This window comes from Streptomyces liliiviolaceus (genome assembly GCF_018070025.1).
Lineage (GTDB): Bacteria > Actinomycetota > Actinomycetes > Streptomycetales > Streptomycetaceae > Streptomyces > Streptomyces liliiviolaceus.
On the sequence record NZ_JAGPYQ010000002.1, the window covers coordinates 1,682,513 to 1,708,258 of the forward strand.

The 25,746-nt window shown below is 70.6% G+C and carries 17 protein-coding genes and 1 pseudogene; 16 read left to right on the plus strand and 2 right to left on the minus strand.

Features of this window, described 5'->3' with window-relative positions; all coding sequences use genetic code 11:
- The first annotated feature begins 17 nt into the window (after positions 1-17).
- From J8N05_RS42800 to J8N05_RS42860, 13 genes and pseudogenes are all read left to right on the plus strand, one after another.
- Positions 18-1,130 carry a substrate-binding domain-containing protein gene (locus J8N05_RS42800; protein WP_210892889.1) on the plus strand — a complete coding sequence of 371 codons (1,113 nt, stop codon included), beginning with the start codon at positions 18-20 and terminating at the stop codon, positions 1,128-1,130.
- 142 nt (positions 1,131-1,272) lie between these two features.
- Positions 1,273-2,604, plus strand: a complete 1,332-nt coding sequence (locus J8N05_RS42805) for an ABC transporter substrate-binding protein (RefSeq protein ID WP_210892891.1) — start codon at positions 1,273-1,275, stop codon at positions 2,602-2,604.
- Positions 2,605-2,630: 26 nt separating this feature from the next.
- A complete protein-coding gene (locus J8N05_RS42810) occupies positions 2,631-3,617 on the plus strand; it encodes a carbohydrate ABC transporter permease (RefSeq protein ID WP_210892893.1) in 987 nt (328 codons plus the stop codon).
- Positions 3,614-4,477: a carbohydrate ABC transporter permease gene (locus J8N05_RS42815; protein ID WP_210892895.1), complete on the plus strand. Its 864-nt coding sequence runs from the start codon at positions 3,614-3,616 to the stop codon at positions 4,475-4,477. The genes J8N05_RS42810 and J8N05_RS42815 overlap by 4 nt, the downstream gene beginning before the upstream one ends.
- A complete protein-coding gene (locus J8N05_RS42820) occupies positions 4,474-5,505 on the plus strand; it encodes a hydroxyacid dehydrogenase (RefSeq protein ID WP_247706921.1) in 1,032 nt (343 codons plus the stop codon). The genes J8N05_RS42815 and J8N05_RS42820 overlap by 4 nt, the downstream gene beginning before the upstream one ends.
- A 2-nt stretch (positions 5,506-5,507) precedes the next feature.
- Positions 5,508-7,403, plus strand: coding sequence for a DUF2264 domain-containing protein (locus J8N05_RS42825; protein WP_210894271.1), 1,896 nt, complete (start codon positions 5,508-5,510; stop codon positions 7,401-7,403).
- Between the two features lie 150 nt (positions 7,404-7,553).
- The gene (locus J8N05_RS42830) at positions 7,554-8,234 is read left to right on the plus strand and encodes a hypothetical protein (RefSeq protein ID WP_210892897.1); all 681 of its coding nucleotides are present in this window, start codon (positions 7,554-7,556) and stop codon (positions 8,232-8,234) included.
- A 331-nt stretch (positions 8,235-8,565) separates the two neighbouring features.
- Positions 8,566-9,579, plus strand: a complete 1,014-nt coding sequence (locus J8N05_RS42835) for a LacI family DNA-binding transcriptional regulator (RefSeq protein WP_210892899.1) — start codon at positions 8,566-8,568, stop codon at positions 9,577-9,579.
- 279 nt (positions 9,580-9,858) lie between these two features.
- A complete protein-coding gene (locus J8N05_RS42840) occupies positions 9,859-11,193 on the plus strand; it encodes a type 2 periplasmic-binding domain-containing protein (protein WP_210892901.1) in 1,335 nt (444 codons plus the stop codon).
- Positions 11,194-11,200: 7 nt separating this feature from the next.
- A pseudogene (locus J8N05_RS42845) lies at positions 11,201-12,116 on the plus strand (carbohydrate ABC transporter permease).
- Complete coding sequence (locus tag J8N05_RS42850; RefSeq protein WP_210892903.1) at positions 12,113-12,970, plus strand: carbohydrate ABC transporter permease; 858 nt, start codon at positions 12,113-12,115, stop codon at positions 12,968-12,970. Before J8N05_RS42845 ends, J8N05_RS42850 begins: the two are co-directional and overlap by 4 nt.
- A gap of 31 nt (positions 12,971-13,001) precedes the next feature.
- A complete protein-coding gene (locus J8N05_RS42855; protein ID WP_210892905.1) occupies positions 13,002-15,731 on the plus strand; it encodes a glycoside hydrolase family 38 N-terminal domain-containing protein in 2,730 nt (909 codons plus the stop codon).
- A gap of 111 nt (positions 15,732-15,842) precedes the next feature.
- Complete coding sequence (locus tag J8N05_RS42860; RefSeq protein WP_210892907.1) at positions 15,843-18,887, plus strand: glycoside hydrolase family 2 TIM barrel-domain containing protein; 3,045 nt, start codon at positions 15,843-15,845, stop codon at positions 18,885-18,887.
- A 44-nt stretch (positions 18,888-18,931) separates the two neighbouring features.
- Here J8N05_RS42860 and J8N05_RS42865 read toward each other — a convergent pair whose 3' ends face one another.
- Complete coding sequence (locus J8N05_RS42865) at positions 18,932-19,828, minus strand: LysR family transcriptional regulator (RefSeq protein WP_210892910.1); 897 nt, start codon at positions 19,826-19,828, stop codon at positions 18,932-18,934.
- Between the two features lie 95 nt (positions 19,829-19,923).
- On the opposite strand from J8N05_RS42865, the gene J8N05_RS42870 reads away from it, so the two are divergent.
- Entirely contained in the window at positions 19,924-21,117 is a 1,194-nt protein-coding gene (locus J8N05_RS42870; protein WP_210892912.1) for a nuclear transport factor 2 family protein, read from the plus strand.
- Between the two features lie 20 nt (positions 21,118-21,137).
- On the opposite strand, the gene J8N05_RS42875 is transcribed toward J8N05_RS42870, so the two are convergent.
- Positions 21,138-22,448, minus strand: coding sequence for an alginate lyase family protein (locus tag J8N05_RS42875; protein ID WP_210892915.1), 1,311 nt, complete (start codon positions 22,446-22,448; stop codon positions 21,138-21,140).
- Positions 22,449-22,760: 312 nt separating this feature from the next.
- On the opposite strand from J8N05_RS42875, the gene J8N05_RS42880 reads away from it, so the two are divergent.
- Both J8N05_RS42880 and J8N05_RS42885 read left to right on the plus strand, forming a co-directional pair.
- Positions 22,761-23,864, plus strand: a complete 1,104-nt coding sequence (locus J8N05_RS42880; protein WP_210892917.1) for a DUF1996 domain-containing protein — start codon at positions 22,761-22,763, stop codon at positions 23,862-23,864.
- Positions 23,865-23,955: 91 nt separating this feature from the next.
- Complete coding sequence (locus J8N05_RS42885; RefSeq protein WP_210892918.1) at positions 23,956-25,704, plus strand: discoidin domain-containing protein; 1,749 nt, start codon at positions 23,956-23,958, stop codon at positions 25,702-25,704.
- Positions 25,705-25,746: the final 42 nt, after the last annotated feature.

The window sequence follows — 25,746 nt, forward strand, 5'->3', positions numbered from 1 at the left end:
ATTCGGGGTGGAGCACAGTGCGGGAGCCGGTCGATCGCAGGCGTCAGCGCATTCTCGCGGCGGTCCAGGCCCGCGGAGCCGCGCGGGTCCGGGACCTCGCCGACGAGTTGCAGGTCTCGGTGGTGACGGTGCGCCGTGACGTGGAGGAGCTGACGCGCGAGGGCAGACTGCGCCGCGGCCACGGCGTCGTCCGTTCCACGCTGCCCGCGCAGGAGATGCCCGCGAACGACCTGGCCCACGGTGACCGGGTGGCCGTCGTGGTGCCGGAACGGCACTCGTACCTGACCGAGACGCTGCACGGCGCCCGTACCGCGCTGGAGGAGGCCGGGATGCGCATGGCCCTGCACATCGCGCCCCAGGTGGCCGGCGCCGAACGCCCGCTGGTGGAGCGGGCGCTGGCCGACGGCGCGCGCGGCCTGCTGCTCGCGCCCCGGTGGCACACCGAGGCGACGGAGCTGGCCGACCACGGCTGGCTGGCCGCGCTGGAGGTGCCCACGGTGCTGATGGAGCGCCGGCCGCGGCAGGGCAGCCCCGCCCACACCCTGGACTCGGTCTGCTCGGACCACTGGTACGGCGCGCATCTCGCCGTCGAGCACCTGGTGGGACTCGGCCACCGGCGGATCGTGTTCGCGACCCGCGAGGACAGCCCGACGGCACGCACGCTGCGGGCCGCTTTCACGAGCATCGCCGGGACCCATCCACTGCTGGAGGAGTGGGCGTGGGCGCTGATCTCCGAGCAGGCGGGGCGCGAGGGCCCGTACACCGCGGACGAGACGATGGATCTGCCGCGGCTGCTGCGCCGGGTGCGGGCGACCGCGATGGTGCTGCACAGTGACGTGGACGCGCTGATGGTCGTACAGCGTCTGGCGGACGACGGGGTGCGGGTGCCCGAGGACTGTTCGGTCGTGGCGTACGACGACGTGGTGGCCGCGCTGGGCTCGTCTCCGCTGACCGCGGTGTCCCCGCCCAAGGCGCAGGTCGGCCGGGCCGCCGCCGAACTGCTGACGCAGCGCCTCCGGGAGGGCGGGCAACAGCCCGCGCGTCGCGTCGAGTTGCTTCCCCGGCTGATGGTGCGCGGCTCCACGCGCCGGGCCGACGGCACGGACGGGGTCGGCTCCCCGGACCAGTGAACCCCAGATCAATGAGCGTTTGAGCGTTTGTTTTTCTTCTGATCGATCTATTGACCGTTTGGGTCGAGAGCGTCGAGTATTCCCGTGTCCCGAACAGTCGTGTCCGCAGGGACGCGGACACGCAGGAGCCGCGGGAGGCGCCATGCCCGGACGACCCGATCGTCGTTCCGTGCTCGCCGCGATGGCCGCCGTACCGCTGACAGGAGCCGTGGGCGCCTGCAGCGGAGGGAACGGAGCCTCGTCGGCCGGCACGGGCCGCACCACACGCATCACCTTCTGGTCCGCGCTGCGCGGCAGCCAGGAGGTGGTCGACGCCTTCAACCGCACGCACAAAAGCGTGCAGGTCGACTTCCAGCAGATCCCCTCCGGCGGGCAGGGCGGCTACGCCAAGCTGAGCAACGCCGCACGGGCGGGCAACGCGCCCGACGTCGCGACCATCGAGTATCCGCAGGTGCCGGGGTTCGCCATCGACGGGGTCGCCCGGGACATCACCGATCTCGTCAGTGACTCCCTGCGCCGGAAACTGCTGCCGCAGGCGCTCGCCCAGACCACCTTCGAGAAGCGGGTGTTCAGCGTTCCGCTGGACGTCGAGCCCATGGTGATGCACTACCGCACCGATCTGTTCGACCGGTACGGCCTCCAGGTGGCGCGCACCTGGGACGAGTTCGCCGAACAGGCGCGTGCCGTGCGCCGCAAGGCGCCCGACCGGCGGCTCGTGCTGTTCCCGACGGACGGGATGACCCAGTTCGCGGCCTACGCCTGGCAGGCCGGCGCCCAGTGGTTCGACACCTCGCAGGGAGCCTGGAACGTCTCGCTGGCCGACGCTCCTTCCCGGCGCGTCGCGGAGTACTGGCAGCGGCTCATCGACCGGGACGACGTGTTCGTGAACGCCGTCGAGAGCCGCCAGTCCGACGCGCAGATCGGCAACGGGCTGGTCCTCACCCGGCTCAGCGGCGCCTGGGACGCAGGCGCCCAGATGAACGCGCGCCCCGGACAGAAGGGCCTGTGGCGGATCGCCGCGCTCCCCCAGTGGGACACCGGCAGCCCCTCCGTCGGCACCCACGGCGGATCGACGTTCGCCGTCACCAAGGACAGCCGCAGACCGGAGGCCGCGATGGAGTTCATCGAGTGGCAGGTCTCCCACCCCGACGCCCTGCGCGCCCGCCTGTCCAGCGGGAACAGCAGTCAGTACCCGGCCGCTCCCGGCCTGGTCTCCGTGGGCCGCGAGGCCTTCGACCGGTCGTACTACGGCGGGCAGGACATCTACGGCCTGTACGAGCAGGAGGCGGCGAAGATCGGGGAGGGCTGGCTGTGGGGGCCGCGGATGAGCGCCACCCAGCGGGTCATGCAGGACTCCTTCGCCCGCGTCGGCGGCGGCCAGGGATCGCTGGCCGAGTCGCTGCGCACCGCGCAGGAGGGCACCATGCCCGACCTCAAGGCCCTGGGCCTGTCCACCACCCAGCGCTCCACCTGAGCCGACGAGAAGGCAGGTGACACCGTATGACCACCACCGCTCAGCCCCGGGTGCCGACCGACGCGTCCCGCGTCGGCGGCCCGGCCCTCTCCGACTCCGGCCGGCGCGCCCGCCGGACCGCCGGCCGCCGCAGATTCGGCGCCGTCGTCGTCCTCATGGGTCCGTTCTTCGTCCTGCTGACGACCATCTTCCTGATCCCCGTCGGCACGGCCGTCTACCTCAGCTTCTACAGCGACGACCAGCCGGGGCTCGGCTTCGGCCCCGAGAACACCATTTTCGTCGGACTGCGCAGTTACGCGGCCGTCCTGACCGACCCCACCTTCCTCGGCGGCCTCGGCACGGTCGCGCTCTACTGCCTGATCTACCTCCCGCTCATGGTCGTCGGGGCGCTGGTGCTGGCCCTGCTGCTGGACTCCGGGGTGGTGCGGCTGCGCGCCTTCGCGCAACTGGGCCTGTTCCTCCCGCACGCCGTGCCCGGCATCATCGCCGCGCTGATCTGGCTGTACCTGTACACCCCGGGCATCAGCCCGATCATCGACCTCTTCGCCCGCGCGGACATCACGATCGACTTCCTCGGCATCCACGCCGTCGTCCCGTCCATCGTGAACATCGCCCTGTGGAGCAACCTCGGCTACAACATGGTGGTCTTCTACGCCGCCCTGCAGGCCGTGCCCCGCGAGGTCATCGAGGCCTCCGTGGTCGACGGCGCGGGACCCGTGCGCACGGCGCTCCAGGTCAAGACACCGCTGGTACGGGCCTCGATCGTGATGGTGGCGATCTTCACCCTGATCTGGGCGCTCCAGCTCTTCACCGAGCCGATGCTGCTCAGCCAGTCCTCACCGATGATCAGCTCCCGCTTCTCGCCGAGCATGTACATCTACGACGCGGCCTTCACCCGCAACAACTACAGCCTGGCGGCGGCCGCCTCGGTGGTCCTGCTGGTGTGCACGATCGCGCTGTCCTACGGCGTCACCCGCTTCACCAGCCGTGCCGACGCCGAGGAGGCGCGATGAGCACCACCGACAGTTCCTTCCTACGCCCTCGTCTGCTGGGGCGGGCGACGGTCAACGTGGTCGTGGCGGTCTCCGTCCTCTACACCCTGCTGCCCGTGCTGTGGCTGGTGCTGTCCGCGACCAAGGACCGGGACGCCCTGTTCAGCAGCGACCTGCTGTCCGTGAGCGGCTTCTCCCCCGTGAGCAATCTCCAGGACCTGTTCGCCATGGACGGCGGGCTGTACGGCCGTTGGTACCTCAACAGCCTGCTGTACGCGGTCCTCGGCGCCGCGGTCGGCGCACTGCTGAGCATGGCCTGCGGGTACGCCTTCGACAAGTACCGCTTCCAGCACAAGGAGAAGCTGTTCGGCCTGGTCCTCGCGGCGGTCATGGTGCCGCAGACGGTCCTCGCCCTGCCGCTGTATCTGATGGCCTCCGAGGCCGGACTGGTCAACACGTTCTGGGCCGTGTTCATCCCGGTGCTGTTCAACCCGTTCGGGGTCTATCTCGGCCGCATCTTCAGCCGGGGGTACGTGCCCGACGAGGTGCTGGAGGCCGCGCGCGTGGACGGAGCCGGCGAACTGACCACGTACGTACGGGTGAGCCTGCGGATGCTCGGACCCGGTCTCGTCACCGTCTTCCTCTTCCAGCTGACCGCGATCTGGAACAACTTCTTCCTGCCCATGGTGATGCTGTCCGACCAGGACCTGTATCCGGTCAGCCTCGGCCTGTACCAGTGGAACAGCTCGGCGTCCGTGTCGCCGGAGTACTACCCCGTGGTGATCATGGGATCGTTGCTCGCCGTGCTGCCCCTCATCCTCGCCTTCGTCCTGCTCCAGCGGTTCTGGCGCAGCGGGCTGACCGCCGGAGCCGTCAAGTGACCTCGCACCTCCCCAGTCCTGGTTTCCGACCCCGTGCCGCCCTGGCCATGTCCCGGGCCGCCGCCGCGGCCGTCCTCGACAGCGCGTCGCTCGACGCCTTCCGGCAGGTCTGCGACCTCGCCGCTCCCCCGGTGCTGGACGATCTGTCGACGCCACGGGCGAAGTCGCTGCTGGCCGACGTCGACCTGCTGATCACCGGCTGGGGCTGTCCGGTCCTGGACGAGGAGGTGCTGCGTGCGGCGCCCCGGCTGCGGGCCGTGGTGCACACGGCGGGCAGCGTGCGCGCCCATGTCACGGACGCGTGCTGGGAGCGCGGGATCGAGGTGTCCTCCGCCGCGGCGGCCAACGCCCTGCCGGTCGCCGAGTACACCCTCGCCATGATCCTCCTCGCCGGCAAACAGATCCTGGAGCGCGCCCGCGACTTCACGGCGTCACGGCGGAGGGACGACTGGCTGCGCACCCCGGACACCATCGGGAACTACCGCAGCACCGTCGGCATCCTCTCCGCGTCGCTGATCGGCCGCCGGGTCGTCGAGCTGCTGCGTCCGCACGACATCAGGGTGCTGCTCCACGACCCGTACGTGAGTGACACGGACGCCGCCGAACTCGGCGTGGAGCGCGTGGAGTTGGCGGAGCTGTTCGCCCGCTGCGACACCGTCAGCGTGCACACCCCACTGCTGCCCACCACCCGGGGCCTGGTCGGCCGGGCCCTGATCGACTCGATGCCGGCCGGGGCCATGCTCATCAACACCTCCCGCGGGGCCGTCATCGACCAGGAGGCGCTCACCGACGCCGTCCTGGCGGGCCGCATCCGGGCCGTGCTGGACGTCACCGAGCCCGAGGTGCTGCCGCCGGACCACCCCCTGTGGGACTGCGAGAACGCGCTGATCACCCCTCATCTGGCGGGTTCCCAGGGCAACGAGTGGCGACGCCTGGCCGACCTCGCGCTCGCCGAGACCGCCCGCTGGGCGTCGGGCACCGGCTTCCTCCATCCCGTACGACGCGAAAGGCTGGCGTTCCTGGCATGAGCATCCGCATCCCCTTCGAACTCCCCTCTGAGGACCGTGCGTCGAGCCCGTACACCGGTTACACCCGGGCCCACTGGGAGGCCGTCGCCGACGGTCTGCTGGCAGCCGCGTGGCGGTGGAGCACGCCGGGCCGTGCCCTGCTCGACCTGCCAGGGCGGCCCTCGCGTTCGGGGGTGCGCTCCGACGGTCTGGAGGGCTTCGCCCGGACGTTCCTCGCGGCCGGTTTCCGCGTCGCGGGCGCCGGTGGCGAGGACCCGCACGGCTGGCTGGAGCGCTACGCCGACGGCCTGGCCTCGGGCACCCGCTCCCCGGGGCGCGACGACACCGAGTCCTGGCCGCTGATCCTCGACCACGACGTCCAGGGCCAGCCCATGGTCGAGTCGGCGTCGGTCGCCCTCGGTCTGCGGCTGACGGCGCCCTGGCTCTGGAAGCGTCTCGACGCCGGAGTCCAGGACCGGGTCGAGGAGTGGCTGCGCGGATCACTGCGGCACGTGCCCGCGCCGAACAACTGGTACCTCTTCCCCTATACGGTCGCCGGTTTCCTGGAGTCGGTGGGACGCGGCGACGCCGAGACGACCGCGGTACGGCAGCGGGCGCTTGACCTGGTGGAGGGCTGGTACCGGGGCGACGGCTGGTACGCGGACGGGGACGGCCGCGCCTTCGACCACTACAACGGCTGGGCGCTGCACCTGTACCCCGTGCTGGACGCCCACCTCGGCGGGGACGCGGCGCTGCTCGCGCGGTACGGCGACCGGCTGCGCGAGCACCTCGACGGCTTCGGGCTGATGTTCGGCGCGGACGGGGCGCCGATGCACTTCGGCCGGTCGCTCGCCTACCGCTTCGCCGCGTCCGCCGCCGTCGGCCTCGGTTCCCTGACCGGTCACACCCCGCTGACGCCCGGCGCCTCGCGCCGCCTGGTCAGCGGAAGCCTGCGGCACTTCCTCGACCGCGGGGCGCTGACCGACGACGGTCTGCTGAGCCTCGGCTGGTACGGGCCGCACGACGCCACCCTCCAGACGTACTCCGGACCGGCCTCGCCGTACTGGGCGTCGAAGGCGTTCGTCTCCCTCCTCGCGCCCGCCGACCATCCGCTGTGGACCGCCACGGAGGAGGCCGCGCCGGTGGAGGAGGCCGACCGGGTGCTGGCCCTGCCCGCGCCCGGACTGCTCGTACAGGCGACACGCGAGGACGGGATCGTACGGCTGCACAATCACGGCAGTGACCATGTGCGGCCGCACGAGGCGGAGTCGGCCGACGGGGATGATCCGCACTACGGGCGGCAGGCCTACTCGACCCGGACCGGCCCGACCGCGTCCGGGAACATCGCGGACAACCACCTGTCGGTGGAGGTCGGCGGCCGGCGCAGTGTGCGCCGCCGGATCCACCCGCTCGGCGCGGGACACGGCGACGGCTGGGGCTGGGCGGCTTCGTGGCACCGGCCCGCCTTCTCGGGTGGCCCGCCGATGGTTCCGGGGCTGCGGGTGGAGAGCGTGACGGTGGTGCGGGGAGCGCACGAACTGCGGGTGCACCGCGTGGTGGGAGCGCCCGCCGGGACACGTCTGACGCACACCGGATGGGCGACCGGTCCGCTTGAGCCACTGGTCTCGACACTGCACGGGCTGCACGGCTGGAGTCCCGAGCCGGAGACGGTACGGGCGCCGCAGGGCACCGCGTATGTGCCGTGGGCGCAGCTGCCCCGTCTGACCGGCGAGACGGACGGCACCTCCGTACACGTGTGCCTGGCCGCCCTCACCGGCGCACCGGGACCCGGTCCGCTCGCGGAGGCCGTCACGGAGGTGGTGGCCGACGGCGCCGCTGTCGAGGTGGTGTGGGCGGACGACGGCGTGCGTACGCGGGTCTCGTTCGAGCCGTTCGAGGTGACGCACGGGAGGAGCTAGCCCGTCTCAGGCACTGTCCCGTGCACCGTCCGGTGCTCCCGTGCGCCGGGGTGCGTGGCCGGATTCCCTCCGCCGTCGGGGGCATGAGGCCGCACGCTGGGTATTCCTCTCCCCAAGGATGGTTCTTGCGGCGTTGGGGGGACTGGCACTGTGGCACGCCTGTCGTGGACGTCCGGTCCGCCCCGCTCGTCCTTCTCCCGCAGGCGGCACACCGTGCGACGGCTGCGGGACCAGGGGCTTTACGGGCCCAGGTTGCGTGACGTCCTGCCCGCTCTCGCAGGTGCGGTCGTGGTCGTGTGCGCGGTGGCCGCCGGCCTGGCGGTGGGGTATCGCGCGGGCGGGCCGCTCGTGCCGGTCGTCGGCCTCTCCGTGCCGGCCCTCGTCGTCGCGGTGGAGATGCGGCGCCGGCGGCCGGGCGCACGCCGTCGGCACGGGCGCTACACCGCGGACGAGTTACGCGAACTGGACGTGCAGGGGCTGGCGTTGGCCGTCGCGCGGATGTTGCGGCGGGACGGTTGGCGGGTCCGGCTGCTGCCGGCGCCGGACCGGCCGCGGCTGTACGCGCGGGACGCGGCGGGCCGGCAGCTCGACGTGGCGTTCCGGCCGGTGGCGGAGCCGCTGCCGGACGAGGCGCTGCCCGATCCCCGCACGCGCCGTCACACGGACGGGCCGCGCCTTCAACTGGTCGTGCACCGGGGGGCTTTCCGCGACCGGGACATCCGATGGGCCCAACGCCAGGGTGACACGCGGCTCCTGGACGGCCCCGCGCTCGAACGCTGGGCGGCGGGGGCAAGCCTGAACGACCTGTTCGACCCGGGCCTGTGGGACTGAGGTCCGCATCCGTCTGCGGCTCGGTGGGGGTGACCCGCGCAGTTCCCCGCGCCCCTGAAAGACGGGGCTGCGCCCCGGTCTTTCATCCCCACAGGTGCACCGAGAAAACGAGCGCCCCCACCCGCCGCTTTCAGGGGCGCGGGGAACTGCGCGGCCCACCCCCACCGACCAACAGGTGAAAGCCGACGAGCCAGTCCCCCCGTCTTTCGCCCTTAAGGGGCGCGGGGAACGGCGCAAACACCCCCGGCCCGTCCGCATGCCCGCGCAAGCTACCGGCATACTCAGGACGCGCGCCCGCACACCCGCGGACGCGAGAAGCAGGAGGTAGGCGATGGTGTCGACACCGGGGGCAGAGCGGGCAGAGCCCCGGAAAGTCACGATCAACGACGTCGCCAGGTCCGCCGGAGTGTCCCGGCAGACCGTGTCACGCGCGCTCAACGACAAGGACGAGATCGACGGCGACACCAAACAACGCGTCCTGGACGCCGCCCGAGCCCTCGGCTACCGCCCGAGCCGGTTCGCGCGCGGCCTGGTCCGCCAGGACACCATGACCATCGGCCTGGTCATCCCCGATCTGCTCAACCCGTTCTTCACTGAGGTCGCGGCCGCCGCCCTGGAGGCCGCCCGCACCCGCGGCTGGCATGTCGTCGTGTACGACACCGCCGACCGCGCGGAGGAGGAGCGCGGCACACTCCAGGTGATCAGTTCGCAGGTCGACGCGGTGATCGGCTACTTCAGCTGCCCCGAGAGCGAGCTGGAGGCGTTCACGCGCGGCATGCCGGTGGTGCTCATCGGCCGCGAGGGCAGGTCCACCCGGTTCAGCTCGATCAGGATCGACGGCGAGGAGGGCGTCCACGCGGCCGTCGCGCACCTGGTCGCGAAGGGGCACACCCGGATCGGGATGCTCGACCACCACACGAGGGCCGAGCCGAGCATCCGGCACACATGGTTCACGGCGGCCGCCGCGGCGCACGGTGTCGACCCGGGCGCGGTGGTCGGCGCGGACCAGACGGCCGACGGCGGCGGCTCGGCGCTCAAGGAGCTGCTCTCCGCGCATCCCGACGTCACCGCGGTGTTCACGTTCAACGACATCATCGCGATCGGCGCCCTCCGGGAGGCCCGCAGGACCGGCAGGAGCGTGCCGCAGGATCTGGCGGTCATAGGCTTCGACGGGCTGCAGCTCGGCGCGCTCGTGGAACCGCCGCTCACCAGCGTCGCCCTCGACACCCGGCGGCTCGGAGTGCTGGCCATCGAGCAGGTGGCCCGGCTGCTGTCGGAGCCGCCCCCGCTCGCGATCACGGACCTGGTCGTACACGCCGAACTGCGGCTCAGCGGGTCCGCGTAGCCGACCGTCCGACGACCCACTTAACACGCCGGTAACGCACGAGACCCGAATGTCTTGACATTGAACCGCGCCGAAGCGCAGACTTCCGACCACTTCGCATTGCACCTCGCGACGTTCTTCCGAGCACATCCGTGAGCGCTCCCGTGAGCGTTCACGGGAGCGCTCACAAGTACCTGAACAGCGTTGCGTCCCGTCCCTTCCACCCATAGGGCAGTCCGCCCGAGGGATCAGCATCGAGCCGCCTAGCACCGTCGCTAGCCGTTGTCTGGAACGGAAAATATGAGCAACACAGTCACGCGCATCCGCCTCACCGTCGTCGCCGCGGCCGCCGGTGTCCTCGTACTCGCCGGATGCTCGTCGTCCGACTCGTCGGGCAGTTCCTCCGCGGCGTCCTGCGAGCCCGCGAAGGGCAAGGTGACACTCCAGTACTGGAACACGGTTCCGGGCATGGACGACGTCGTCGCCCTGTGGAACAAGAAGAACCCGGACATCCACGTCGAGACGAAGAACATCTCGAACGACCAGTACGGCACCCTCGGCAACGCCCTCAAGGCGGACAAGGCGCCGGACCTCGCCCAGGTCGGCTACGACCAACTGCCCAACCTGCGCACGCAGAACGCCTTCGTGGACGCCTCCGGCTGCTCGGCCGCCGCGAAGGCCAAGTCGAAGTTCGTGCCGTGGACCTGGTCGCAGACCAGTTTCGGTGACACCGGCGTGTTCGCCCTCCCGCAGGACACCGGCCCGATGGCCCTCTTCGTACGCAGTGACATCTTCAAGAAGCACGACGTGGCCGTGCCCAAGACCTGGGACGAGTACGCGGCGGCCGCCCAAAAGCTGCACAAGGCCGACCCCGACCTCGACATCACGTTCTTCGACCCGAACAACGCCGAGTGGTTCAACGGGCTCATCTGGCAGAACCAGGCCAAGATGTACGGCTACTCCGGCGACAAGTGGCATGTGACCGTCGAGTCCGAGCAGAGCAAGCAGGTCGCCGAGTACTGGCAGAAGCTGATCTCCGACAAGCTCGTGCGCACCGACCTCGCCAACGGGTCGACGCAGATGTACGCCGCGTACCAGAAGGACCAGATCGCCAGCTATGTGGGCGCGGCCTGGGGCTACAGCATGTTCCGCGACAACCTGCCCAAGCAGGCCGGCAAGTGGAGCATCGTCCCGATGCCGACGTGGGGCGCGAACGGCGCCTCCGGCGACTGGGGCGGCTCGACCGTCGCCTTCATGAAGGGCGGCAAGCACCTCTACGAGTCGGTCGAGTTCAACACCTGGCTGAACACCGACCCCGAGGCGCTGGCGCTGGCGAACAAACTGGGCGGTCTCTACCCGGCCGCCAACGCCGGGCTGCAACTGCCCGCGCTGGCCAAGGGCGTTCCGTACTACAACAACGAGAAGATCTTCGATGTCTTCGCGGACTCGTCCAAGAAGATCGACACCAGTTTCACCTGGGGCCCCACCCAGAAGACGGTGAACCTCGCGCTCCAGGACGCGATGGCGAAGGCCGCGGCCGGCGACGGCACCCTGAGCGACGCGCTGTCGGCCGCCCAGAGCGCCGCGGTGAAGTCGATGAAGGACCAGGCGATCCCGGTCACGGCAGGCAAGTGAGCACGACATGACCGACCTCGCTACCCGCACTCCGCGCGTGGTGACACCACCGAGGGGCCGGCACCATCACCGCGTTCCTGCTCCCCTTCTTCCTCCCGTTCGTGCTGTTCTACCTGGTCCCGGTCGGCTACGCGCTCTGGCAGAGCTTCCGCGCCGTGCACCGCACCGGCGGCCAGTACGGCACCTCGTACACGAGCTTCGGCGGTTTCGAGCAGTACCAGAAGGTCTTCGAGAACACCGAGTTCTGGTCCAGCATCGGGCGCATCGGACTGTTCGGCATCGTGCAGGTGCCGGTCATGCTGTTCGTCGCCCTGGTCATGGCGCTGCTCCTCGACACTCCCCTGCTGAGGCTCAAGTCGGTCTTCCGCATGACCGCCTTCATGCCGTACGCCGTACCCGGTGTGATCGCCGCGATCATGTGGTCGTACCTCTACTCACCGCAGCTCAGCCCCGTCGTGGACCTGCTGAACGGCATCGGGCTCGACCCCGACTTCCTCGGCCCGGGGGCCGTTCTCTGGTCGGCGGCGAACATCTCCACCTGGCTGTGGACCGGCTACAACATGCTCATCATGTACTCGGCGCTGCAGTCGATCCCGCAGGAGCTGTACGAGGCGGCCAAGCTGGACGGCGCGAGCAACTGGGCCGTCGCGTGGCGGATCAAGGTGCCGATCATCGCCCCGTCGATCGTCCTGACCACGGTGTTCTCGATCATCGGCACCCTGCAGCTCTACGCGGAGCCGGCCGTGCTGCGGCAGATCTCCTCGAACATCTCCAGCACGTTCACGCCGAACATGCTCGCCTACGCGGTGGCGTCCGGGAACAACTACCAGCAGGCCGCGGCGATCTCGGTGGTCATCGCCGTCATCACCTTCGTCCTGAGCTTCGGATTCATGCGCCTGACGTCGAAGAGGGCCGGCCTGTGAGCAACGCACGTGTGAACCGCGAGAGCCGCGCCGGCCGTACAGCGGCCATGGCCCTGATGCTCCTGCTGGCGATCTACTTCCTGCTGCCGATCTACTTCCTCATCGTCGCGGCCACCAAGCCCCAAGGGGACCTCGCCACCACCAACGGGCTGGCGTTCTCGCACTTCAACCTGTTCGACAACCTGCGCGTCCTGTTCACCCGCAGCGACGGCATCTTCGGGCGGTGGGCCGTCAACACCGTGATCTACGCGGTGCTGGGCGCCGCCGTGGGCACCCTGATCTCCGCGCTGTGCGGGTACGCGCTCGCCAAGTTCCGTTTCCGCGGGCGGGAGTTCCTCTTCTCCGTCATCCTCGGCGGTGTCCTCGTACCCACCACCGCGCTGGCGCTCCCGCTGTTCCTGCTGTTCTCGGCGACCGGGATCGTCAACACCTATCTCGCGGTGTTCCTGCCCAGCATCGTCAGCCCGTTCGGCGTGTACCTGGCGCGCATCTTCGCCAACGCGGCCGTTCCGCAGGAGCTGATCGAGTCGGCGCGGCTGGACGGGGCGGGTGAGTTCCGCACGTTCTTCTCGGTGTCGTTCAAGCTGATGACACCCGCGCTGGTGACCATCTTCCTGTTCCAGTTCGTCGCCATCTGGAACAACTTCTTCCTGCCGATGGTCATGCTGCAGAAGGAGTCCCTGTTCCCGATCACCCTCGGCCTGTACCAGTGGAACGGCCAGACCGCGCGGGCCCCGCTCCTCCAGCAGTCCGTCATCACCGGCTCGCTGGTGTCGATCGTGCCGGTGATCGTCGTGTTCATCCTCCTACAGCGGTTCTGGCGCACCGGTCTCGCGGCCGGTTCACTGAAGTGACCGCCCGCTCGAACAGAAGGTTTCTCCCGCCATGAGCAACTCCGCCGTCTTCGTGCCCCATTTCCACTGGGACCGGGAGTGGTACGAGCCGTTCCAGGTGTTCCGGCACCGACTGGTCACCGCCCTCGACACCGTGCTGGAGACGGCCGAGTCGGACCCCGGCTTCCGGTTCACCGTCGACGGGCAGATGGCCGCGGTCGAGGACTATCTGGAGATGCGGCCGGAGAACCGCGACCGGCTCGCGGCCCTGGTCGGCGAGGGGCGGATCGCCGTCGGGCCGTGGCTCATCCTGCTCGACGAATTCCTCTGCTCCGGCGAGACCATCGTCCGCAACCTGCAGATGGGCTGGGCCGCCGCGGCGGAACTCGGTGGCGCGATGCCGATCGGCTATCTGCCGGACATGTTCGGCCACGTCGCGCAGATGCCGCAGATCCTCGCGCGCGCCGGGATCGAGCACGCGGCACTGTGGCGCGGTGTGCCCGGTTCCGTCGACGGTCACGCCTTCCGCTGGCGCGCACCCGACGGCTCAGAGGTGCGCACCGAGTTCCTCTTCGACGGCTACGACAACGGCCTCGACGTGCTGCTGGTGCCCGACCGGATCGGCCGCGCGCTCGGCGACTACGCGGAGATGACGGCCGACCGCTGGGGCACCGACCCGGTGCTGGCGATGGCGGGCACCGACCACAACGCGCCCGACCCGCATCTCGCCGCCTGGCTGCGGCGGGCGTCCGGCGAGGGCCGCCCCATCACCATGGCGACCCTCGTCGAGTACCTTCGCGACCATGTGCGTGACGAGGTGCCGGCCGTCGTCACCGGGGAGTTGCGCAGCCACTCACGCGGCAACATCCTCCCAGGTGTGCTCTCCGTACGGCTCGGCCTCAAACAGCGGATGGCGGTCGCCGAGCGCACGATCGACCACGCCGAGCGCATGAACGCGCTGTGGTCCCGGCGCGACGACTCGCGGTTCCTCGCCCTCGCCTGGCACAAGATCATCGAGTCGACCGCGCACGACTCGGTCGTCGGCTCCGGCACCGACGAGACCTGCGACCAGGTCGCCGCACGTCTCGCGGAGGCCGCGCAGACCGCGCGCGCCGTCCGGGACGCGGCGCTCGCCGAGCCCGCCGCCCTCGTACCGAGCGACGGTCATCTGATCGCCAACCCGCTGCCGTTCGAGCGCACGGCGCTGGTCGAGGTGGACGTCGTCGCCCCGCCCACCGGTACGCGGCTGGTCGCGACCGCCGCCGACGGCTCGGCGCACCCCGTGCAACTGGTCTCCGAGGCGCCGACGGTCCTCAGCGACGAGCGCATGGACGCCTCGCAGCTCGAACGCGTGCTGCGCCGTATCCACCGCCGTGAACTGTTCGGCCGGCTCATCGACCACTACGACCTCAGCCCCGGTTCGCTCGTCTTCCACCTCGCCGAGGTCCCGGCCGGGGGGCCGTTCGACCTGCTGATCCTGCGCAAGGAGGTCGCCGCCGCCGCTGCCGCGCATCCGGGTGAGTGGCGGGTGCTGACGCTGGAGGAGCCCCGGGCCACCGCGCTCGTCCCCGTCACGGTCCCCGCCTCCGGACTGACCGCGTTCCGGGTCGAGCCGCGGGAGCATCCGCTTGGTGTTTCGTCCTCTTACGCGCTCGCGACGGCGACGGACCGCACGCTCTCCAACGGTCTGGTCGAGGTCACGGTCGCCGCGGACGGCACGCTGGACGTCGTCGGCGCCGACGGGACCGTGCTGCGCGGTGTCGGTCGTCTCGTCGACGGCGGCGACCGCGGTGACAGCTACAACTACGCTCCCCCGGCGCACGACAATCTCGTCCAGGACCCGACGGAGATCACCGTCGACGTCCTGGAAGACGGCCCGCTACGGTCACGGCTGCGGGTCACCCGCACCTACGCCTGGCCCGTCGCCCTCTCCGGAGACCGCGATCTGCGGGACGGACGGACCGTGCCGACTCCGGTGGAGACACTGGTGGAGGTACGGACCGGTGAACCGTTCGTGCGTGTCTCCACCTCGTTCCTCAACCGGTCGGCGGACCACCGGCTGCGCTTCCACGTACCGCTGCCCGAGCCGATGACGACGTCCTCGTCCGCCGGACAGTTCGCCGTCACCGAGCGCGGACTCACCGCCGAGGGCGGCTGGGGCGAGTACCCGCTGCCGACCTTCCCCGCCGGTACGTTCGTGTCGGCGGGCCCCGCCACGGTCCTGCTGGACCACTCCAGCGAGTACGAACTCGTCGGCGACGGCTGTGAACTGGCCATCACGCTGCTGCGGGCGATCGGCTCGATCAGCGTCAACATCCATCCTCTGCGCGACGAGCCCGCGGCGAGCGAGATCCCCGTGCCGGGCGCCCAGGATCTCGGGATGCGGATCGAGAACCGCTTCGCCGTGGTCCCGTCCGCCACCGGCTGGCGCGGGGCGGACGCGGTGGCGCTCGCCGAGGAGTTCCGGGGCGAGGTGCTCGTCACCCGTGGGACCGGGACCGCCGGCGGCCAACTGCCGCCGGACACAAGCGGGTTGCGCGTCGACGGGCAGGACGTCCACGTGTCGAGCATCCGCCGCGTCACCGACGACGAGTCCGGGAGCGGCACCGAAGTGCGGCTGACCGCCATGCGGGACAGCGCCTCCACCGTCCGGGTGACGGGTGCGTTCTCCGAGGCCACCACCGTGGATCTGCTCGGCCGCCCCCTGTCCCGTACCGAGGCCGCCGGTGAGCTCCAACTCGCCCTCGGGCCATGGGAGATCCGCACCGTCGTACTCCGGTAGAGCCCGTCCCGCTGAGGACCGCCGTCGCTCCTCGTAGCTCCGTCGTACGTGCCCCACAGGTCGAACGTGACGCACAGGTCGTACGTGACCCACAGAAAGAGTTGTGACCTCTTGTCCACCGAGCTCTCCCCCCATGTCTCCGACTTCTCACCAGGGCGTGGCGCACTGCGTCCGGCGCGCTCGTGGCTGCACTCCGACGCGCCCTCGCTCTCGCTGAACGGGCCCTGGCGTTTCCGGCTGTCGCCGACGGCGTCCGGCCCGGAGGACTTCGCGGCCGACGGCTTCGACGACCACGGCTGGGACAGCATTTCCGTGCCCTCCCACTGGGTGCTGGAGGGCGACGGGGCCTACGGCCGGCCGATCTACACGAACATCCAGTTCCCCTTCCCGATCGACCCGCCCCACGTCCCGGACGAGAACCCCACCGGTGACTACCGGCGGTACTTCGAGGTTCCCGCCGGCTGGTCGGACGCCGAGCGCGTGGTGCTGCGCTTCGACGGCGTCGAGTCGCTGTTCCGGGTGTGGGTCAACGGCACCGAGGTAGGCAGCGCGAGCGGCAGTCGTCTCGCCCACGAGTTCGACGTGACCTCCGCGGTGCGCACGGGCGACAACGTCATCGCCGTACGGGTGCATCAGTGGTCGGCGGCCAGTTACGTCGAGGACCAGGACCAGTGGTGGCTGCCGGGCATCTTCCGCGATGTCACACTCACCGCCCGGCCGGTCGGGGGCATCGAGGACGTCTGGCTGCGGACCGGCTTCGAGCAGGGCGTCCCGCAAGGCTTCGAGCAGGACTTCGCGCAGGGCTCGGGGCTGGTCGAGGCGGAGATCACCGCCGACGCCGCCGCGTTCCCGGTCACCCTGCGCATCCCCGAACTCGGCGTCGAGCGTGTCTGGGCCGCTCCCGGCGACGTGGCGCCGTTCGACGTCCCGGGCGTGGAGCCCTGGTCCGCCGAGGTGCCCCGCCTGTACGACGCCACCGTGTCCACCGCTGCGGAGAGCGTCGCGCTGCGGGTGGGTTTCCGCACGGTCGAGATACGTGGCGACCGGTTCCTGGTCAACGGCAGGCGTGTCGTCTTCCACGGGGTGAACCGGCACGAGGCACATCCCGAGCGCGGCCGTGTCTTCGACGAGGAGCACGCCCGCGAGGACCTGGCCCGCATGAAGCGCTTCAACGTCAACGCGATTCGCACCAGCCACTACCCGCCGCATCCCCGACTGCTCGACCTGGCCGACGAGTTGGGCTTCTGGGTGGTCCTGGAATGCGATCTGGAGACGCACGGCTTCGAGAAGCTCGACTGGGTGGGCAACCCGAGCGACGACCCGGCGTGGCGCGAGGCGTACCTGGACCGCATCCGGCGCACCGTCGAACGGGACAAGAACCACCCGAGCATCGTGATCTGGTCGCTCGGCAACGAGGCGGGCACCGGCGGCAATCTGGCCGCCATGTCGTCCTGGGTCCACGCCCGCGACCCGGAGCGTCCGGTGCACTACGAGGGCGACTACACGGGCGAGTACACGGACGTCTACTCGCGCATGTACGCGTCGGTGCCGGAGACCGAGCGGATCGGCAGCGACAGCGCGCGCTCCACCCTGCTGAACTGCACTCCCGCACAGAGCGCCCGGCAGCGCGGCAAGCCGTTCCTGCTGTGCGAGTACGCGCACGCGATGGGCAACGGGCCGGGCGCGTTCGACCAGTACGAGGCCCTCGTACGGCGGTATCCGCGGCTGCACGGCGGCTTCGTGTGGGAGTGGCGCGACCACGGCATCCTCACGACGGCCCCGGACGGGACGCCGTACCACGCGTACGGAGGTGATTTCGGAGAGGTCGTGCACGACGGCAACTTCGTGATGGACGGCATGCTGTTGTCCGACGACGTCCCCACGCCCAGCCTCCATGAGTTCAAGGCGGTCGTTGCGCCGGTCGAGTTCACCTTCGAGAGCGGCGGTGACAGCGCTGACGGCGACGGTCACGGGGAGGTCGGGGTCACGAACCTGCGGCACACCGCCGACACGTCCGATCTGCGCTTCCGCTGGCGTGTCGAGCACGACGGCACCCCTGTGGCCTCCGGCGAGTTGGAAGTCCCCGCCATCGCCGCGGGCGGGTCGGGGCGCGTGTCGCTGCCTGCGGTCGCCGTCGCCCCCGACGCCGAGACGTGGCTGACGATCGACGCGGTCCTGGCGGCACCGACCGCCTGGGCGCCCGCGGACCATGTGCTCGCGACGGCCCAACTGGACCGTTCGGCACCTCGTCGCGTGTCCGCCGTCCGCTCGCGGGCCGACTGGCGGCCGGGCGGCGGAGACCTCTCGCTCGGCATCGCCGAGTTCACCGGTGGCTCTCTGACGCGCCTCGCCGGGCGTGAGGTGGGCGGGCCACGGCTGGAGCTGTTCCGCGCGCCGACCGACAACGACGAGAGCCCGTCCGACGGGGTCGAGGAGAGCGACGCCAGTATCGCCGGGGTGTCCAACGCCGAGCTGTGGCGTCGTGACGGTCTCGACCGGCTGACGACACGCCGTGTCCGCGTGGAGCACTCCGCGGACGCGCTGCGCACCGTCGACAAGGTCTCCTCGGCGAACTCCGGTTCATGGGTGATGGTGGAGTCCGTGTGGTCGGTCGAGGACGGTGCACTGGAGCTGCGCGTGGAGATCGAGCCCTCTCGCGGCTGGCGGACCGTGTGGCCCAGGATCGGGATCCGCTTCGATCTGCCCGACGGTACGGCCGCCGTCGACGGGGCGGACTGGTTCGGTCTGGGGCCGCTGGAGTCGTATCCCGACAGCCTCCGTGCGGCCCGAACGGGCCGGTTTACCGCCACGGTCGATGACCTCTCGGTGGATTACGCGCGCCCGCAGGAGACCGGGCACCGTGCCGAGCTGCGTCGGCTCACACTGGCGAGCGGCGACAGCGAGGTGCTGCGTATCGAGGCTCTTCCCGACACGCGCGGGCGTCGCCCCGGCTTCACGCTCAGCCGCCACACCCCCCAGGAGATCGCCTCCGCGCGTCACCCCTTCGAGCTCGGCGAGTCGACGACGAGTCACCTGATCATCGACGCGGCCCAGCACGGGCTCGGCTCGCGATCGTGCGGACCGGACGTGTGGCCCGAGTTCGCGCTCCGCCCCGAGGCGCGCACGATCCGGTTGCGTCTGTCGGCGACGGACTGAGGTTCCGCGCCGGCCCACCCTGTGACGGTGGGCCGGCGCGGGGTTCAGGTCGTGCGGAGTGCGCCGAAGGCCGCGGCGAGCCGGTCGTGGAGGAGCGCCGCGGAGGGGTGGGGGTCACGTCGTGGTGCGACCGTGTAGAGGCCGCGGGTCGGCGGGTCGACGAGGGACACGGTGGTGACGTCGGTCCGTAGCGCACCCGTCAGTACCCCGGGAATCAGCGCGATGGCGTGGCCGGTCGCGACCAGGGCCAACTTCCCTGGCAGATCGGCCGCGTTGAGGTCGATACGCGCGGCGGCTCCGGCGCGGGCGGCGTGCTGGCGCAGCAGCGCCGCCGAGCCGTCGTTGTCCTCGACCCAGGTCTGATCGGCCAGGTCCTGTATGGGTACCGGGCCGGATCCGGCCCGCGCATGGCCGACGGGCAGGACGACGACCATGTCGTCGAGGCCGAGAAAGCGACGGTCGACCCGTGGGTCATGGGGCAGTCCGGGCGGGGCGTCGGTGACGACGGCGATGTCGAGATCGCCGGTGACCACGCGGTGGTGCAGAGCTGCGCTCAGGCCGGGCCGCAGGCTCCACCGCGCGGGTCCGGTCAGCTCCAGCAGGCTTCTGATGGCCTCGGGGACGAGTCCCGCGGCCAGGGACGGCGGCGCGCCGATCGCCAGCAGCCGGTCTGCGGCCCCGTCGTGCACCTCCCGTACGGCGCGAACGGCACGGTCCGCCTCGTTGAGCGTGGCCAGGGCGTGGCCCCGGAACACCTCACCGGCGGCCGTGGGACGCACGCCGCGCGCATGACGCTCGATCAGCGACACGCCGAGCTGCCGCTCAAGGCCGGCGATCTGCCGGGAGACGGCCGACTGCGTGTGATGCAGCTCGGCGGCGGCCGCCGACAGCGACCCGAGCCGGCACACGGTCACAAAGGTCCGCCACACCGTCAGATCCATGGGACCAGTATGACCAGGTGGTATGCGGTTGTCGCAGGGCAGATCTTCTGGATCTGCGCTTGTCGCAGGCCACGGGGTGCAGCACGGTGACAGGCATGACCGCACAGCACACGATCGCCGTCCTCGGCCTGGGACGCATGGGCGAAGCCGTCGCGACACGACTCGCCGCACAGGGCCGGCAGGTTCTCGGCTGGACACGCTCGGGGCGCACGTCGGGCTCCTTCGACACGACCGACGATCCGCACGAGGCCGTGGCGAAGGCCGATGTCGTACTGCTCGCCCTGTTCGACGGCCCGGCCTGCCGACAGGTCCTCGACACGGTCGAGGGCTCCCTGCGGGCCGACACGATGGTAGTGAACCTCGGCACGATCGCCCCGGCCGAGGCCTCCGAACTGGCCCGACGCCTCGGCGCCTCCTACGTCCACGCGCCCGTCCTCGGCTCCGTGCCCGCGGTCGCCGCGGGTGCCCTCCAGATCCTCACCGCCGCCGACCCGGACACGCTCGATCGGGTCCGGCCTGTCTTGGAGGCGCTGGGCACCGTACGGCGTGTCGACGACGCCTCCACCGCCGCCGCGCTGAAGTTGATCGCCAACAGCAGTCTCGCCGGGGCCGTCCTCGCGCTGCGCGACGCGCTGCAGCAGGCGGACGCCCTCGGCCTCTCCCGTACGCAGGCCCTGGACGTTCTCGAACTCGGCCATCTCGGCGGGTTCGTGGCCCGCAAACGCCCCTTCCTCGACAGCGAGCCGAAAGCCGCCATGGCTGTGGGTACGGCCGCGGCCCCGGCCGGCGGCACGGCCGACTTCACCATCGCGGCGCTGGCCAAGGACATGAATCTGCTGGCCGCCGCCTCGGACATGCCGCTGCGCTGCGTGTCCGAGCTGGCCAACACTCCCGGTGGCCCGGAGTCCGACATCGCCGTCGCCGCCACGGCCCCGGCGCCGGCGGACGCCGTGCTCGCCCCGCTCCGCGCCTACATACGTGGACACGCCACCGGCGACCCCGGCCACTTCCGCGCCGCGTTCCTGCCCACCGCGCACATCGAGGGCGTACGGGACGGTGTGTTCGTCTCGTGGCCCTTGGACGAGTACTGCGCTCTCTTCGACGGCAGTCCGGCGCCGGACGAGCCGGCCCGCTCCCGCCGCATCGACACCGTCGACGTGCACGGCACGGTGGCGACCGCGACGATGACGCTCCGGCACGGCCCGGACACCTTCACCGACGTCTTCCTGCTGGTCCGCGTGGACGACCGCTGGCGCGTCGCCAACAAGGCCTACCACCGGCACCTTTGAAGGGGCACAAGCCCTGTGCCTCAGCCCGTTATCGAGTCCAGTTGCTCGGCCGCGGGCCGTAGCGCCCACAGGTCTCCGCCCGGCGGTTCCTCCAGCAGAGGCACGCCCTGCCTCGCCTCGCGGTCGCCTGCGTCCGCTGCCGCGTGGACGACGTCGCTCGCCGCGAACCGGTGGAATTCGAGTTCGGGGTGCGGCCATGCGGCGCGTCCCGTGGCGGCCGGAAGCAGGTAGCGCACGGCCTGGAACAGGCTCTGGCCGTCCGGCCCCCGGTGGCGCCACAGGTCCACGCCGAGGTGCTGCCCGATCGCGGCGAGTCTGGTGTACGCGACGAGGTCGAAGGTCGAGTAGTGCCAGCTCCTGGTCCGGGCGAGCTCCTGCGGCTGGCTTCCGTCCGCAGCGATCTGGGGGTCGACGCGGGTGACGGCCGCGTCGCGTACGGTCCGGCGGGCCAGGTCCTTCTCGCCGGTGGCGGACGCCAGACCTGCCACCAGCAGGTCGTAGAACGTGCCGTGGTTGTTCGCCGCCGCCGCTTCCTGGCGGCCGAACTCGCTGGTCGTCAGCCAGTCGAGGAAGTCGCCGTTCCACTGCCGCATGCCGGCCCGGTCCGCCCTGCTCCAAGCGGGGGCGCCGGACTCAAGGATCGCGACGGCGTCGAGCACCGCCGTGTAGGACTGCGAGAAGTCGATGATGCCGATGGCCCGGCCGTCGTACTTGCAGGGGATGAACTGGGCGTGGTCCAGGTGTGGGTTCATCCGTGTCGCGGACGCCAGGAACCATGTCCGCAGCACCTGTGCGGCCTTCTCGGCGTACTGCCGCTTCCCCGTGTAGTGCCAGGCGAGCGCGAGGTCGTACGACGAGTCGAAGACCTTCTCCAGGTCCAGCCGGTCGGTGCCCGAGTCGACCTCGGGATTGCGCTCGCCGTCGCGCTGGACGTACGGGCAGCCCCACGGGTTGTCGGCGGTCGGCGATCGGCTCGGCCACCAGTAGGGGGCCTGGCTCAGATAGTCGTGGACGTCGCCGCCGGGTGCGGGCCTCGGCTTGTCGACGACCGTCCAGGGGCCCTGGTCCAGCCACTTGTCGGCCCGGCCGGTCAGGTTCGCGACGGCTCTGCGGAGTCGGGGGTCGCCGTGCTGGAGGCGGACCTTGGTCTGCTGGAGGCGTCCGCCGTCGAGGACAACCGTGTCGGGCCGCGCGCCACTTGAGCGATCGGCCCTTGCGTCCACGGACCTTGTGCGGGCAGCCCCCGGCTCAGCGGAGGCGGCTGGGCCCAGCAGACCGACGAACAGGGCCACGGACGTCAGAACCGCGATACGGCGAACTCGTTTACCCATCGATCCTCGTTCGTGTAGGCGAATGAAGTTCATGGATGGAGACGATGCGAGGTTAGGGGCGATGCCCGGAGTTGGCAATGGGGCTGCGCGATGCGGCAGTTGCGGGGTCGATGACCCTGCGAGCGCGCGGCCGTCGCGCCGAGCCACCGCCAACCACCCCTTCCGTCAGATGCCTTGACACCCCGCGCTTCCGCCTCAACACTCCGTCACGGGAGAGTGGGAGAGCGCTCTCCCAACGATCTCCCGGTCGCGCGACCCGTCCGAGGGCCGCCCCCGCACGGTTCCCCCCATCGACGTCCTCAGGAGGTCTCCATGCCACGGAGATCGCAGCTCGTCTCAGGAAGCCTGATCGCCGGCGCCCTACTGCTGACCTCGCTCGGTCTGGGCGGTGTCGCCGCCACCGCCGGCACTCCCCCACCGCCCGGCGACGCGACAGCCGCGTCCACCACGCACCGGGCCAGCCACATGGGTCACACCATGGCGGCGTCGACCGCCGCCTCCCCGGAGGACCCCGACGGCGACGGCTACATACCGGCGAACCCACCGGTGACCGGCGTCTCGCCGTCCACGAAGGAGCCGCCCCACCGCTACTTCCACGAGTTCCAGGCCAACTGCTCGGTGAGCCACACCAAGCCCGACGACCCGATCGTGTACCCGCAGCAGCCCGGCAAGTCCCACGACCACACCTTCATGGGCAACCGGTCGACGAACGCGAACAGCACGACCTCCTCGCTCGACGGGGCCACCACCACCTGCAACGCGCCCGGCGACCGGTCGGGCTACTGGATGCCCACCCTCTTCAAGGGCGACCAGCCCGTACTGCCGGTCGGCCAGCAGGTCATCTACTACAAGGCGGGCGTCACCGACTACACGAGCGTGCGTCCCTTCCCCAAGGGCCTGCGGTTCCTCGTGGGCAGCCCGACCCAGAGCCGGGACGAGTTCCGCGGGCACCGCGGCTTCGTCGAGGGCTGGGAGTGCGGTGACAGCTTCTTCAACGTCGACTTCCCGACGAACTGCCCGAGCCGTCCGGACGTCAAGCTCAACATCCGATTCCAGGCGCCCAGTTGCTGGGACGGCCGGTATCTGGACACACCGGACCACAAGAGCCACATGGCCTATCCCGTGGTCAACCCCGGCACGAACAACAACATCTGCCCGACGAGCCATCCGGTCGCCCTGCCGATGATCGAGTTCAAGATGGCCTGGCCCGTCAACGGCGACCTCTCCCAGGTGAAGTTGGCCAGCGGGCCGAGCTGGTCGTTCCACTACGACTTCTTCAACGCCTGGGACGCGCCGACCCTGAACGCGCTGGTCGGCCACTGTGTCGTCGGCGGGCTCCAGTGCGACGCGCGCGGCTACGACCAGACGCACCCCGAAGCCGGGGCGGCGCTCGACGAGAACTACGAACTGCCCTGAGCGAGCCGGCCCCTGTCTCGTACCGGGCGGCCGGGCCGGACCACCCCGCCACGGTCCGGCCGCCCCTCCACCCCCACACCGGAGATCCCCTATGAGCCCCACTCCTTCCCGCACGCGCCGTATCGCGGCGCCCCTCACCGCAGGGCTGCTGGCCGCAGGCGCCCTCTCCCTGCCCGCGCAGCAGGCGCACGCCGCCGGCAGCGTCGTCAGGGTGACCGGCTCCCAGGGCAACTGGCAGCTCACCGTGGACGGCAGCCCGTACCAGGTCAAGGGCCTGACCTGGGGTCCGGCCGTGGCCGACGCCGGCCGGTACATGCCCGACGTCAGATCCATGGGCGTCAACACCGTCCGCACCTGGGGCACCGACGCCTCCAGCAAGGCCCTGTTCGACTCCGCGGCGGCGAACGGCATCAAGGTCGTCGCCGGGTTCTGGCTGCAGCCCGGCGGCGGCCCGGGCAGCGGCGGCTGTGTCAACTACCTGACGGACACGGCGTACAAGAACCAGATGCTCGACGAGTTCCCCAAGTGGGTCCAGGAGTACAAGGACCACCCCGGTGTGCTGATGTGGAACGTCGGCAACGAGTCGGTGCTCGGCCTGCAGAACTGCTACAGCGGTGACGAGCTGGAGCGGCAGCGCAACGCCTACACCACCTTCGTCAACGACATCACCAGGAAGATCCACGGGATCGACCCGAACCACCCGGTCACCTCGACCGACGCGTGGGTCGGCGCCTGGCCCTACTACAAGCGCAACGCACCCGACCTCGACCTGTACGCCGTCAACGCCTACAACGCCGTGTGCGACATCAAATCGGCCTGGGAACAGGGTGGTTACACCAAGCCGTACATCGTCACCGAGAGCGGCCCGCCGGGCGAGTGGGAGGTGCCCGACGACGCCAACGGGGTCCCCCAGGAGCCCACCGACCAGGCCAAGGCGGCCGGATACACCAGGGCGTGGGGCTGTGTCACCGGACACCGGGGGGTCGCGCTCGGCGCCACGATGTTCCACTACGGCACCGAGTACGACTTCGGCGGGATCTGGTTCAACCTGCTGCCCGCAGGACAGAAACGGCTGTCGTACTACGCGGTGAAGCGTGCGTACGGCGCCGACACCTCGCGCGACAACACTCCCCCGGTCGTCTCCGCACTGTCCGTGGAGGGCGACGCGGGCAAGGTGCAGGCCGGGCGCGACCTGACCCTGGCGGTCGGCGCGAGCGACCCGGACGGGGACGCGATCTCGTACGAGGTCCTGGACAACAGCATGTACGTCGACCGGAGCGGGCAGCTCACCCCGCGGCCGCACACCGATCTCGGCGGGGGGCGCCTCAGGGTCACCGCGCCCGACCGGCCCGGTGTCTGGAAGATCTACGTCAAGGCCACGGACGGCAGGGGCAACGTCGGCGTCGAGACGCGCTCGATCCGTGTGGTGCCGCCCGTCGTCGACGGCACCAACCTCGCGCTGAACAAGCCGGCGACCGCCTCCTCGTACCAGACGGGCGGCGGTGACTGCCCCTGCACCGCAGCGGGCGCCGTGGACGGGAAGAACGACACGCGCTGGGCCAGTGACTGGAGCGATCCGCAGTGGCTACGGGTCGATCTGGGCACGCGGAGCACGTTCAGGCATGTGCAGCTGGTCTGGGAGACCTCGTACGCCAAGGCGTACACGATCCAGACGTCCGACGACGGTCAGAGCTGGCGGACCGTGCGCGAGGTGACCGACGGCAACGGCGGGGTCGACGACTTCGACGTCCAGGGCACCGGCCGCTATGTGCGCGTCAACGGCACCGCGCGCGGCACGGGTTGGGGCTACTCCCTCTACGAGTTCGGCGTCTACAACTGACCTGTGGGACGACCGGCGCCGAAGGTCGGCCCGCACTCCGGG